Origin of the sequence: Microbacterium sp. LWS13-1.2, assembly GCF_040144835.1 — a bacterium.
GTDB lineage: Bacteria > Actinomycetota > Actinomycetes > Actinomycetales > Microbacteriaceae > Microbacterium.
Genome location: NZ_CP151632.1, coordinates 663,083 through 675,578 on the forward strand (window position 1 = coordinate 663,083; position 12,496 = coordinate 675,578).

Here is a 12,496-nt window from a genome sequence, read left to right on the forward strand (position 1 = left end):
CCGCTTATCGCGCCGAGGCTGCTCGGGCTCCTCGATGCGCGGTGGATCCGTGGTGACCACGCCGGGTCAGGAGGACGGGTCTGCGGTGCTGCTCGAGCTCGCCGGAGTATCGGCCTTCGGAGCATCCGACGACACGTTCTCGGCCTTGGACTTGGCCGAGGAGTCGTCCTCCTTCATCGCCTTCATCTCACCCTTGAACACCCGGGCGGACTGACCGAGGCTCTTGGCGAGAGCCGGCAGCTTTGCAGCCCCGAAGAGGAGCAGGATCACCGCGAGGATGATCAGAAGATGCGGCCATCCGAATGCGCCCATACGGAGTCTCCTTGTCGGTGCGGATGTGGCTCCAGTGTAACCCTGTGACGATGACTCGGAGTCGCCCTCAGCGGTATTGCGCCAAGCCGGCTTCAGCCCACTCTGCCACAGCCTTGCGCGCGCCGGCGGGCTCGAGCACCTCGACGGCGCCTCCGCGGCGTGCCGCGAGACGGCGCAGGCTCAGTTCGTCGGCGACCCGCATGGTGGCGATCGTGACGCCGCCGGAGGTCTCGAGCGTCGCGCGGTCGAGGTAGTCGCCGAGCAGTGGTGCGACCTCTTCGGGGAAGCGGATGCGGGCGACGATGTCACCGGCGTCGGTGTCGAACCAGTCGGGCGCCTGCTCTCCCGCGTGCGTGCTGGGGATGCTGGTGAGCTCGAGGTCGCTGACGCGGTCCAGGTGGAAGGTGCGCATCGCCTCGCGCAGATGGCACCAGCCCTGCAGATACCACTGCCCGCTCGCGATGTGCACCTTGACCGGATCGACGGTGCGGGTCGTGGGTGCGGCGTCGGGCGCCTTGTAGGTGAACGAGACGGCGACGCCGCGACGCAGCGCGTCGGCGACGAGGTCGCGCACGGCGTCGACCGGCTCAGGAGCCAGGATCACCTCTGCCGGCGTGGCGGACGCTCCGCGTGCCAGCTTGGCCAGCAGCCCTGAGTAGAGCTCGGTGTCGCCCACGCCCGGGATGGAACGCGCCAGCTGCAGACCCGCGAGCAGCGCGGCGGCTTCGCGGGCCGTCAGCTTCGGCGACCGCTCCAGGCCGACCGAGTTCGTGATGACGATCAGGTCGCGTTCGTCGAGGAGGTCCCAATCGATGTCGAACAGGTCGTTCGACATCTGCCAGTAGCCCCGGTCGCCGGGAAGGCCGATGACCGTCAGCTTCTCGACCATCGACCGCATCTGCTCGGGCGCGACGTCGAACTCGTCGGCGGCCTCGGCGAGCGAGACCTCGCCCTTGCCGATGAGGTACGGCACGAGTTGCAGCATGAGGGCGGCGCGGTCCGTCGCCACCAGTGGCCTGCGCGCCGTCATGACTGGCTCCTCGCGTTGGTCGACGCTGCCTCGTGCAGGTCGCGTGTGGCCGCGAGGCGGTCGATCACGCGGTCCCGCAGCTCCGCCGGAGCGACGACACGCACCTCGGGTCCGTAGGAGGCGAGCTCGTCGGCGAAGATGTGGGCGTCGACGTACGGCACGCGGATGCCCTGCTCGGCAGGCTGCGCCCGGCGGGCGAGCCGGAGCGCGGCCTCGGTGCCGGGGTTGACCTCGAGGAGGGCCGAGTTCCGGGCGGCGACCTCGTCGAGGCCGGCCAGCGCCCGCTCTCCTGCGCCCTCGCGCAAGGCCGGGTCGAACGAGGCGCGTGCGAGGGTGACGGGCCCGACGATCCGCTGGAGGAGGAACGTGCGATCGGCCCGCACGTCGAGATCGATGCCGAACACGTGCCAGCGGCCCTCGTACTCGATGAGGGCCAGGGGCTGCACCCGGCGCGTGCGAGGAGCCTCCTCCCCCGGCTTGAGGTACGGGAAGGTGACGACGCGGCTCGACTCGATCGCCTGCTGCAGCCCCGGGAAGGCGGGATCGTGCATGCTGAGGCGCGGCGAGAATCCGATGATGGGCTCGTCGACGAGGTCGCCGAGCGCGCGGATCTTCCGCAGACCGCTGCGGGCATCGTCCGACATCGAGCTCTGGCTCCACACGCCTCCGGCAAGTGTGAGGAGCGCCTGCTCGGCCGGGGTGAACTCGATGTCCTCGGGCAGCTCGTACTCGGCGCTCGGCACGCGATAGCGCGCCTCGCGCAGGTCGTCGGGATCGGCCCAGTCGCCGATCGTCTCGATCGGCACGCCGAGGCCGCGCAGCGACTCCTTGTCGCGCTCGAACATCTTCTCGAGCGCGTCTTTCGACGCGCCCGCCTCGCTCTGCTCGCGGTAGCCGGCGACCGAGGTCAGGATCGTGTCCTTCGTCAGCCCCTGGTCGGTCGCGATGAGGGCCACCACGAGGTTGACAAGGCGCTCCTCGGGCGGGATCTTCGCGGCGGCAGTGGCAGGCACCCGCCTATCTTAGGGCAGCCCGCGACCCGGGTCGCGGAACCCGGTCACTCCGCCGGCGGGACGTCGACGCCGAGGATGTCGATGACGTAGACGAGCGTCGAGCCGGGCGGGACGGCGCCGTTGGCGTCGTCGCCGTAGCCCTGGTCGGGCGGGACGACGACCAGCACCTGCGAGCCGACGCTCTGGCCCTCGAGCGCCTTCGCGAAACCGGGGACGACCGCGTCGGCCGTGACCGACGCGGGCTGATCGCCCCATGTGCTGTCGAACGTCTCGTCCTCGCCCCAGACGACACCGCTGTAGTGGACGCGCACCGGCTGGTCGCCGGTCACCGTCTCTCCGGTGCCCTTCTTCAGGGTCTGGACGACGAGGTCGGTGGGCGGGGCGCCGTCGGGGATGATCAGGCCCGGCTGGCCGTCGGGCGCACGCACGACGGTGGGCAGGCCGAAGCCGCTGTTGAACTGGTTCTGCCCGTCGGCGGCGGGGAGATACACCTTGCGCAGGTCGATCACCGCCACGACGGTGTCCTCCTCGTCCAGGCCGAAGCCGACCGAGACGTCGGGCGACATGTCGTCCGGCGACATCGCGACTGCGACGCGCGAGCCCTCGGTGGCGCACTGCAGGGACTCTTCGAAGCCGGGGAAGTTCGTCGTCCACTGATCCGGCGACGAGACGCGCGACAGGTCGCCGTCGTACGCGGTCGCCACGATCGGCTCACCGGTCGTACCGCTGAAGAGCGCGACGTCGACCACCATGAGCTGGTTCTGCGCGGTGATCGGCGTGCCGTCGCCCGAGACGACGTCCTCGAAGGCGAGGTGCGGCGCGTGCAGCGGCGTGTACACGTCGACCTCGGGCTGGTCCTCGGTGTCGCCGGTGACTTCGATGAGGTCCATGACGTCGGCGTCGGACACGGCAGGACGGGAGCAGTCTGACGACGAGCCGGGCATCGAGCATCCGGCCAGGCCGACGGTCACCAGTCCCAGGACGGCGAGGGCAGCGGGGATCTTGCGCACCGCAACAGTCTAGGCGGTGCCGTCGGGCTCGCCCGCGCGTCCCGACGCCTGACGGGCGCCCTCCGCCGCGCGCTCGGCCTCGCGGACGCGCTTGCGCAGGTTCTTGTCGGTGATCTGCCGGTCGCCGACCGCGCCCGGCGTCCACAGCTCGACGTCCTCGTCGCCGTAACTGGACTTCGAGGCCCGGCGCTTGACCTCCGGTGCGATGGCGCCGGGTGCCAGGCGGCGCGCCCAGATCAGGAAGCCCGTGTGCGCGACCATGCGGTGGTCAGGACGCACGGCGAGGCCTTCGACGTGCCAGCCGCGCACCATCGTCTCGTTCGCGTCGGGCTCGGTGAACAGGCCGGTGCCGCGGATGTACTCCGCGACGCGGCTCAGCTGCGTCGCGGTCGCGACGTAGCAGACGACGACGCCGCCGGGCGTGAGGGCCTCGGCGACGACGTCGATGCATTCCCACGGCGCCAGCATGTCGAGGACGATGCGGTCGACGGATGCCGGAGCCACGGTGTCGGTGAGCTCCTCGGCCAGGTCTCCGACGACCACGTCCCAGTTCGCGGGGACCTCGCCGATGAAAGTCTCGACGTTCGCGCGGGCGACGGCGGCGAAGTCGTCACGGCGCTCGAACGACACCAGGCGTCCGTAGCCGCCGATCGCCCGCAGGAGCCACAGTGACAGGGCTCCCGATCCGACCCCGGCCTCGACCACGGTGGCGCCCGGGAAGATGTCGGCCTCGGCGAGGATCTGGGCGGCATCCTTCGGGTAGACGATGGCGGCGCCGCGCGGCATCGACATCACGAAGTCCCGCAGCAGCGGCCGCAGCGCGAGGTACTCGTGGCCGCCGCTGTTGGCGACGACGGACCCGTCCGGCTGGCCGATCAGCTGCGTGTGCTTGAGGACGCCGTGGTGCGTGTGCAGCTCGCCGTCCGCGCGCAGCGTGATGGTGTGGAGCCGGCCCTTGGGACCGGTGAGCTGGACGCGGTCACCGAGGCGGAAGGGACCACTCGGTCGTTCGGCGGCGGCGAGGTTGTCGGTCATCGGGCGATCTCCTCGGCCGGGTCGGAGGCGTGGACGCGTGCGCGGTGCGCCGCGTGGAAGGCGATGACGTCGTCGGCGGTGCGTCCGTCGAGCGTGTCCCAGAGGATGTGCGCGCCGGCGCCGGTGAGCGAGACCATGAGCGGCACGCCGATCACGGCGGCGCCGGAGGCCACGGCCGAACGCAGGCCGTTCGGGGAGTCCTCGATCGCCACCGTCTCGTGCGGAGCGACGCCCAGTACCTCGCACGCCTGCAGGTACGGGTCGGGGAAGGGCTTCGGGCGCGTCGCGTCGTCGCCCGCGATCACGACGTCGAACGCCTCGAAGTCGATGAGGTCGACGACCGTCTGCGCCATGCGCCGCATCGACATCGTCACCAGGCCCGTCTTGATGCCGGCATCGCGAAGGTCCGCGAGCAGCTCGCGCGCGCCGGGACGGAACGGCACCCCGGTGACGTTCAGCTGGCCCATGACGTCGTCGGTGAGGTGATCGATGATGGCGTCGGTGCTCATGCGCACCCCGGTCCCCTGCAGGATGCGCGCGGAATCCTCAAGTCCGAGGCCCACCAGGCCGAGCGCCTGCTCGTGCGACCACGTCCCGCCGAAGCTCTCGATGAGCGGCGTCTCCGCCGCCATCCAGTACGGCTCGGTGTCGACGAGGGTGCCGTCCATATCCCACAGGACGGCCGAGAGGCGGGGCTCATTCACCGTGCAATCCTACGAGAGGGCTCCGGCCCTCCGTGGAGAGGGGGGCATATCCTGGATGGAGCCCGCGGACGATGCGGGCGGAGGGGGTCCCGTGGACGGACTGGGTCGTCGTGTTCTCGTCGCCGCATTCGATGGATGGAACGACGCTGGCGAAGCCGCGTCGTCCGCCATCACGCAACTGCGCGAGGGCGGATCGTACGAGACCGTCTTCTCGGTGGATCCCGAGCTCTACTTCGACTACCAGTACACGCGCCCGCACATCGCCGCGGACGGCGACGGACGACGCACGCTCCGCTGGCCGGAGGCCTCGCTGCTGCGCCCGGCACGCACGACCCGCGGCACGCAGCTGTGGCTGCTCACGGGAGTCGAGCCGGCCCGCGCGTGGCAGGCCTTCTCGTCCGAGTTCATCGACATGGCGCTGCGGGAGGACATCACGGGCTTCGTCGCGATCGGCTCCATGATGTCGGACGTGCCGCACACGCGCCCGATCTCCGTCTTCGCGGGCAGCGACAACGAGAACCTGCGCGGTGCCCTCGAGCTGGAGCGTAGCTCGTACGAGGGGCCCGTCGGCATCCTGAGCGTGCTCGGCGACGCGGCGGAGCGCGCCGGCATCCCGACGGCCAGCCTGTGGGCGAGCGTCCCGCATTACGTCGCCGGACACACGCCGTCGCCCAAGGCGACGCTCGCGCTCCTCGACAAGCTCGAAGACCTCACCGGCGCGCCGGTCCCCCGCGGCGATCTGGCCACCGAGGCGGCGGCCTGGGAGGCCTCCATCGACGCGGCCGCGGCCGACGACGAGGAGATGACGGAGTACATCCACCAGCTCGAGCGCACGCGCGACACATGGGACTCCCCCGAGGCGTCGGGCGATGCGATCGCACAGGAGTTCGAGCGCTATCTGCGCCGCACCGACGGAAAGCCGGGCGACGGCCCCAGCAAGCCCGGCCGCGACGACCCGCGCCGCTGAGCGGCATCGTCCGTCGCGCGGTCGCTGAGGCCGGGTCGTTGAGCGAGCGAGGAACGAGCGAGACGAAACGCCACGGACTCACGATCAGCGCGGATCGGCGACGTTTCGTCTCGCAAGCTCGCTCGACGACGGACTGAAGGTCAGGGGTTGATGACGCCCATGCTGAGCAGTACGAGGAGCAGCGAGCCCAACGCGACGCGGTACACCACGAACGGCAGGAAGCTGTGCTTGGAGATCCAGCTCATGAAGAACGCGATCACTCCCAGCGCCACGATGAACGCGACGCCCGTCGCCACGGCGGTCTCGCCGAGCGTGAACACGCCCGGCTCGTCGAGGCTCTTGAAGAGCTGGAAGAAGCCGCTGCCGAACACGGCGGGGATCGCGAGCAGGAACGCGTAGCGGGCGGCGGCCGCGCGCTCGTATCCCATGAAGAGACCGGCCGTGATGGTGCCGCCCGACCGCGACACGCCGGGGATGAGCGCGAGCGACTGGGCGAAGCCGTAGATCACGCCGTGGCCGATCGTGATGTCCTGGAGCTTGCGCTTCTTGGCTCCGACGTGATCGGCGATACCGAGCAGCACGCCGAAGAAGATCAGCATGCCGGCGGTGATCCACAGCGACCGCAGCACGGTCTCGATCTGGTCCTGGAAGAGAAGACCGAGCACGACGATCGGGATGCTGCCGATGATGATGAGCCAGCCGAGTTTCGCGTCGGGGTCGTTGCGCGGGATCCGGCCGAACAGGGCGCGGAACCAGTGTCCGATGATCCTCACGATGTCGCGCCAGAAGAACACCACGACCGCAGCCTCCGTGCCGATCTGCGTGATCGCGGTGAACGCGGCGCCGGGATCCTGCGCCGACGGCAGGAACTCGCCGAGGATGCGCAGGTGGGCGCTCGAGGAGATCGGCAGGAATTCGGTCAGTCCCTGGACGAAGCCGAGGATGATCGCTTCGAGAAGCATGGGCGCCTTTCAGACGGGCCTGACGGATGCCGCGCAGTCGCGGCGCCCGACGGGGACTTCAGTAGGTGCGGAGCAGGTCGGTGAGCACAGCTTGGCCGAAGACCAGCGCGTCGATCGGGACGCGCTCGTCGACGCCGTGGAACATGCCGGTGAAGTCGAGATCGGCCGGGAGGCGGAGCGGGGCGAAGCCGTAGCCCGAGATGCCGAGCGCGGCCAGTGCCTTGTTGTCGGTGCCGCCGCCCATGAGGTACGGCACGACCGGCGCGCCGGGGTCGTGGCGGCCCAGCGCCGCCACCATCGCGTCGACGAGGTCTCCCGAGAACGGGACCTCGAGACCGATATCCTGGTGGACCACCTCGACGTCCACGCCGTCGCCGACGATGCGGCGGATGTCGGCGAGGGCGGCCTGCTCGGTGCCGGGCAGCACGCGGACGTCGACCAGCGCCTCGGCGCGGTCGGGGATCACATTGTGCTTGTAGCCGGCGATCAGTCCGGTCGGATTCGTCGTGGTGCGCAGCGTCGAGCGGAGGAATCCGGATGCCGCACCCGCAGCAGCCGCGACAGCGTCGGGGTCACCGGCGGGCTGGCCCGTGAGCTCCGCCAGTCGCGCGGTCATCTCGCGGGTGGTGTCGGTGAGCGTCACCGGCCACGCGGTGCGGCCGAGGGCCGCGACGGCCTCGGCGAGGCGTGTCACCGCGTTGTCGGAGTGGAAGCTGGAGCCGTGGGCCGCGCGGCCGCGGGCGACGAGCCGGATCCACACCAGGGCCTTCTCCCCCACCTGGAGGAGGTACGCGTGACGATCACCGAGCGGGATGGAGTAGCCGCCCACCTCGCTGATCGCCTCCGTCGCACCCTCGAACCAGCCTGGGCGGTCCTCGACGACGAGCGCGGACCCCTCGACGCCGCCGTTCTCTTCGTCGGCGAAGAACGCCAGCACGAGGTCCCGCTCCGGCTGCCCGCCGGAGCGGAGGATGTCGGCGACCGAGGTCAGGATCATGGCATCCATGTCCTTCATGTCCACCGCACCGCGGCCCCACAGCATCCCGTCGCGGACGACGCCCTCGAACGGGTCGACGCTCCAGTGCTCGGCGATGGCCGGGACGACGTCGAGGTGGCCGTGCAGCACGAGCGCCGGCTTGTCGCGATTGCGCCCCGGCACGCGCGCCATGACGTTGGTGCGGCGCGGGATCGGCTCGTAGTACTCCGGGGCCAGTCCGAGGTCCGACAGGTACGCGCCGACGTACTCCGCGGCCTCGCGCTCCCCCGCGGCGCGCCCGCCACCGTGGTTCGTCGTGTCGAAGCGGATCAGATCCCGTGCCACCGAAGCGACTTCGGGGAGGCCGAGATCGGGTGAGGGCATGCGGACAAACCTACCCGACCGTGTGACCGACGCGCTTCCGGGCGGTCGCCTGTCGCGCCGCCCCGAAACCACCTCGCGCGTCGCCGCTCAGTGCACGACATACATCGCGCCACCCACGACGAACGTCAGCAGGGTCGTCCACGCGACGATCGCCAGGCCCTGCCAGAAGAGGATGCGTGCGGTCTTCACGCCCGCACCGGCGAGCATCGTCGCCGTGAACTGTGTGGGCAGCAGCAGCGGTCCGAGCAGGCTGACGCCGGGAACGCCGTAGCGCTCGAGCGCCCGCTGGAACTTGGCCTTGCGCGCCGAACCGCGCTCATCGCCGACGGGAGGCGACGAGACGTCGGCGATATAGCCTCCACCGGCCGCGACGAGCCGGCGCGTGCGGGTGCGTGTGACGACCGCCGAGCGTGTCCGCGCCGTCAGCAGCACGAGCACGGTGACGCACACGAAATTGCCGACGATGCCGGCCGCGGCGGCGATCGCAGGATGGATGCCGCCGATGATTCCGATCACGGCCGCGCCCTCGCCCTCGATGAACGGGACGGCGCCCGCTGCGGCGACGATGAGCGGCTGGACGAGGTCGGGCACCTGGGCGACGAGGTCCTGGAAGGTGTCGACGAGACTCATGATGTGCTCCTGATGGTCGATGCGGGCCGATCCTGATGGCGACGGTGCCCGGGGTTCCTCCGTCGCAAGACCAGTCCATCGGCGCACCGCGGATGCCGGAAGTGCCGGGCTGTCACCGCTTTCCGGACGGTTCGCACGCCCCGGCCATGACATGTGTCATGGACCTAGGGTGGGACCCATGAGCACCTCCCCCGTGCCGGCGGCGGACACCGAGACGGCGGCGCAACGACACGGACGGCTGCGCCTGTCGCGCGGGATCACCGCTACCTGGTGGTACACCGTTTCGGCGGTCGTGTTCCTGGAGTTCATGATCGTGGTCGTCTGGACCGGCGCGCTCGTCGAGGCGGGCCGAGCTGCCGCCACGGTGGCGACGGTCGGCCTCAGCGGGCTCGTGTGGTGGCTCTCGACGTTCCTCCTGCTGCACGACTACCGGCAGCGGACCGAGCAGAGTCCGCTCGCGCGGTGGCCGAGGGCGCTCGCGCCGCTGCTGGTCGCCGGGTGCTTCGGTCTGCTCGCGGGTCTGGTGTCGGGGCTGTGGCTGATGGGCGTCCTTCCGCTCATCCAGGCCCTGGTGCTCCTCAACTGGCCGGCTGGAGTCCGGGGGCGCGCCGTGATCGCCGCGACGGCGCTCCTCGCCGCCCTGTGGTTCGTCGACAGCCGTGCGACCATGCCTCCCGACGCGAGCTCGACCTGGTGGCTGCTCGGGTTCTTCTCCGTCACTCTCCCCGGCATGACGGTGTTGTCGCTGTGGTGGTGGGACGTTCTCATGACAGTCGACCGCGCCCGCGCCTCCGAGTCCCGCCTCGCAGCGACGCAGGAGCGGCTGCGCGTCGCCACCGACGTCCACGACCTTCAGGGTCACCACCTGCAGGTGATCGCACTCCAGCTGGAACTCGCCGAACGCCTCATGCCGAACGATCCGGATGCGGCCCTCACCCAACTGCGGGCCGCGCGGCAGAGCGTCGACGAGGCGCGCCAGGGCACGCGAGACCTCGCTCTGCGCTTCCGCTCCGTGCCCTTGACGGTCGAGATCGCGAACGCCGCAGATCTGCTGCGCGCGGCGGGCACGTCGGTGCAGGTGACGGTGCATGCTGACGCGGACCGGGCTCCGGCATCCGTTCTCGGTCCCGTCATCCGTGAGACCACCACCAACGCGCTGCGCCACGGTGGCGGCCGGTGGGCGCGCCTCTCGCTGACGCGCGACGCGGACGCCTGGCGCTACGAGATCGAGAACGATGCCGCGGATGCCTCGCCCAGTGCCGACGGCGCGGGGCTGGAGGGGATCGGCCGTCGGGTCGAGGACGGCGGCGGGTCCGTCGAGATACGGCGCCGCCCGCAGGAGTTCGCCGTCGCCGTGCGCGTCCCTGTGTCGACGGAGGAGTCCCGGTGATCCGGGTGCTTCTCGCGGACGACGAGGCGATGATCCGCTCCGCTCTGGCCGCCCTCCTGCGCCTCGAGCCCGACATCGAGGTCGTCGCGGAGTGCGCCGACGGAGACGAAGCGGTGAGCGCAGCACTGCGCCTCTCCCCCGACGTCTGCCTGCTCGATCTCGAGATGCCGGGCCTGGACGGCGTCGAGGTCGCCGCACGGGTGACGCGCAGCGTCGCCACGCGCTGCATCGTGGTGACGCGGCACGCGCGCCCCGGCGTACTGCGGCGAGCACTTGCGTCGGGCGTGTCGGGGTTCATCCCCAAGTCTCGCGGGGCCGACGAGGTGGCGGAGGTCATCCGACGAGTCGCGGCCGGCGGACGCTACGTCGACCCCGAGGTCGCCGCCGACGCGCTGAGCGACGAACGCTGCCCGCTGACCGACCGCGAACTCGACGTTCTGCGCGCCGGACGGCGCGGAGAGACCACCGGGCAGATCGCTCGCACGCTCTCGCTCGCGCCCGGAACCGTGCGCAACCACGTGTCGGCGGTGCTGAGCAAGCTCGCCGTGAGCACGCGCCAGCAGGCCGTCCTGCTCGCCGAGGAGCGCGGCTGGATCTGAACCGGCCGGCGCGCCTCCGCAACGACGAAGGCCCCCGTTCGGGGGCCTTCGTCGTTCTGTGCGCGAGGGGGGACTTGAACCCCCACGCCCTATACGGGCACTAGCACCTCAAGCTAGCGCGTCTACCTATTCCGCCACCCGCGCAAGTGGTTTCCGGTTTCGCAACCGAGGAATGACATTACCACGTCACCCGAGGTTCAACGAATCGCTCGGCACCCGGGCGCGTCACCCCATCGAGACGCCGAAGAGCAGCCCGAGGAGGTACGTGACGGCGGCGGCGCCGAATCCGATGGCCAGCTGCCGCAGCGCCCGGCGGAGCGGCGGAGCGCCTGACAGCAGGCCCACCGCTGCGCCGGTCGACATGAGAGCGATTCCGACGAGCACCAGCGCGACAATGACGGCGGCGAGGCCCGAGAGCCCGAAGATCCAGGGCAGCACCGGGATGATCGCGCCGGACGCGAAGAAGAGGAAGCTCGACACCGCCGCGGCCCACGCGCTGCCGACGACCTCGCCGTGATCGGCGACGACGATCGGCCCGGTGTCCGCGCTGCCCCGCCCGGCGGACCGCGCCGCCTCCACGACGCGCCTCGCGCGAGCGAATGCTTCGGCCTCCGGCATCCCGCGCGTCCGGTACACGAGCGCCAGCTCGTTGGCGTCGATGTCGAGATGCGGGATCCCGCTGTCGGCGAAGTCGCTCGGTTCGGCGGCGGCCAGGAGCTCGCGCTGCGACCGCACCGAGACGAACTCGCCCGCGCCCATCGACAACGCGCCCGCGAGGAGGCCGGCGATGCCGCTGAAGAGCACGAACTGGCTCGATACGCCGGTCGCTCCGATGCCCATCACGAGGGCGAGGTTCGACACCAGGCCGTCGTTCGCGCCGAAGACCGCCGCCCGGAAGGTCCCCGACAGACGGCGGCGGCCGCGCGCGGCGAGGCCGCGCACGACCTCGTGGTGCACCTTCTCGTCCGCCGCCATCGTGGCGGTCGCGAACGGCTCGTCGTCGTACGGCGAGCGCGCCTCGGCGTTCTGCGCGAGGGCCAGCACGAAGATCGACCCGAAACTCTTCGCCATCCAGCCGAGCAGTCGCGTGCGCACGTCGGGTCGCGGCAGCCGGGCGGGCTCCGCCCCCAGCAGCCCGAGCCAGTGCGCCTCGTGGCGGCCCTCCGCCTCGGCGAGCGCGAGGAGGATCTCGCGCTCCTCGCCGGTGCGCCGACCCGCGAGCTCGCGGTACACGCGTGCCTCGGCGCGCTCGTTGACGAGATACGTCGCCCAGCGGCGCCGATCGCGATCGGTGGGTGCGGCGGGCGTGCTCACGGAGCCTCCAGTCGAGGTGCGGGACCCGTCAACGCTAGCCATCGTTCCGAGGGCGTCCGCGCCGAAATCGAGGATTGCCAGCATTTCGGGGCTCCGAACGGCTGCGTGATCGGCCCGTGCACGCGCGCTCGGCACGGGTCCACCCGGGATGGGGCTGGTGGTGCGGGCGG

The 12,496-nt window shown here is 70.9% G+C and carries 13 protein-coding genes and 1 tRNA gene; 3 read left to right on the top strand and 11 right to left on the bottom strand.

Annotated features, from left to right (window positions below; genetic code table 11):
* Window positions 1-66 precede the first annotated feature (66 nt).
* The 6 genes from tatA to MRBLWS13_RS03235 form a co-directional block, all read right to left on the bottom strand.
* Window positions 67-312, bottom strand: coding sequence for a Sec-independent protein translocase subunit TatA (gene tatA, locus MRBLWS13_RS03210; protein ID WP_349427616.1), 246 nt, complete (start codon window positions 310-312; stop codon window positions 67-69).
* 67 nt (window positions 313-379) lie between these two features.
* Window positions 380-1,342: a WYL domain-containing protein gene (locus tag MRBLWS13_RS03215; protein ID WP_349427617.1), complete on the bottom strand. Its 963-nt coding sequence runs from the start codon at window positions 1,340-1,342 to the stop codon at window positions 380-382.
* Window positions 1,339-2,355, bottom strand: coding sequence for a WYL domain-containing protein (locus MRBLWS13_RS03220; RefSeq protein WP_349427618.1), 1,017 nt, complete (start codon window positions 2,353-2,355; stop codon window positions 1,339-1,341). Before MRBLWS13_RS03220 ends, MRBLWS13_RS03215 begins: the two co-directional genes overlap by 4 nt.
* 44 nt (window positions 2,356-2,399) lie before the next feature.
* Window positions 2,400-3,365, bottom strand: coding sequence for an FKBP-type peptidyl-prolyl cis-trans isomerase (locus MRBLWS13_RS03225; protein WP_349427619.1), 966 nt, complete (start codon window positions 3,363-3,365; stop codon window positions 2,400-2,402).
* A gap of 9 nt (window positions 3,366-3,374) precedes the next feature.
* On the bottom strand, window positions 3,375-4,400 hold the full coding sequence (locus MRBLWS13_RS03230) for a tRNA (adenine-N1)-methyltransferase (RefSeq protein ID WP_349427620.1): 1,026 nt from the start codon (window positions 4,398-4,400) through the stop codon (window positions 3,375-3,377).
* Window positions 4,397-5,104 (bottom strand): HAD family phosphatase, encoded by a 708-nt coding sequence (locus MRBLWS13_RS03235; protein ID WP_349427621.1) that lies wholly within the window; start codon window positions 5,102-5,104, stop codon window positions 4,397-4,399. Before MRBLWS13_RS03235 ends, MRBLWS13_RS03230 begins: the two co-directional genes overlap by 4 nt.
* Window positions 5,105-5,195: 91 nt before the next feature.
* On the opposite strand from MRBLWS13_RS03235, the gene MRBLWS13_RS03240 reads away from it, so the two are divergent.
* The gene (locus MRBLWS13_RS03240; RefSeq protein ID WP_349427622.1) at window positions 5,196-6,071 is read left to right on the top strand and encodes a PAC2 family protein; all 876 of its coding nucleotides are present in this window, start codon (window positions 5,196-5,198) and stop codon (window positions 6,069-6,071) included.
* A 140-nt stretch (window positions 6,072-6,211) separates the two neighbouring features.
* Here the strand turns inward: MRBLWS13_RS03240 and MRBLWS13_RS03245 are convergent, their stop codons facing one another.
* The 3 genes from MRBLWS13_RS03245 to MRBLWS13_RS03255 all read right to left on the bottom strand — a co-directional run bounded on the left by MRBLWS13_RS03245 (window position 6,212) and on the right by MRBLWS13_RS03255 (window position 9,023).
* Window positions 6,212-7,033 carry an undecaprenyl-diphosphate phosphatase gene (locus MRBLWS13_RS03245; RefSeq protein WP_308867361.1) on the bottom strand — a complete coding sequence of 274 codons (822 nt, stop codon included), beginning with the start codon at window positions 7,031-7,033 and terminating at the stop codon, window positions 6,212-6,214.
* A gap of 58 nt (window positions 7,034-7,091) precedes the next feature.
* Window positions 7,092-8,393 carry a M20/M25/M40 family metallo-hydrolase gene (locus MRBLWS13_RS03250; RefSeq protein WP_349427623.1) on the bottom strand — a complete coding sequence of 434 codons (1,302 nt, stop codon included), beginning with the start codon at window positions 8,391-8,393 and terminating at the stop codon, window positions 7,092-7,094.
* 87 nt (window positions 8,394-8,480) lie between these two features.
* Window positions 8,481-9,023 carry a small multidrug efflux protein gene (locus MRBLWS13_RS03255; protein WP_349427624.1) on the bottom strand — a complete coding sequence of 181 codons (543 nt, stop codon included), beginning with the start codon at window positions 9,021-9,023 and terminating at the stop codon, window positions 8,481-8,483.
* A gap of 178 nt (window positions 9,024-9,201) precedes the next feature.
* Here MRBLWS13_RS03255 and MRBLWS13_RS03260 point away from each other — a divergent pair, with 178 nt between their 5' ends.
* Window positions 9,202-10,413: a histidine kinase gene (locus MRBLWS13_RS03260; RefSeq protein ID WP_349427625.1), complete on the top strand. Its 1,212-nt coding sequence runs from the start codon at window positions 9,202-9,204 to the stop codon at window positions 10,411-10,413.
* Complete coding sequence (locus MRBLWS13_RS03265; RefSeq protein WP_349427626.1) at window positions 10,410-11,012, top strand: response regulator transcription factor; 603 nt, start codon at window positions 10,410-10,412, stop codon at window positions 11,010-11,012. Before MRBLWS13_RS03260 ends, MRBLWS13_RS03265 begins: the two co-directional genes overlap by 4 nt.
* A 59-nt stretch (window positions 11,013-11,071) precedes the next feature.
* Here the strand turns inward: MRBLWS13_RS03265 and MRBLWS13_RS03270 are convergent.
* Both MRBLWS13_RS03270 and MRBLWS13_RS03275 read right to left on the bottom strand, forming a co-directional pair.
* Window positions 11,072-11,156 (bottom strand) — tRNA-Leu (locus MRBLWS13_RS03270).
* Window positions 11,157-11,237: 81 nt separating this feature from the next.
* A complete protein-coding gene (locus MRBLWS13_RS03275; protein ID WP_349427627.1) occupies window positions 11,238-12,326 on the bottom strand; it encodes a VIT1/CCC1 family protein in 1,089 nt (362 codons plus the stop codon).
* Window positions 12,327-12,496 lie beyond the last annotated feature (170 nt).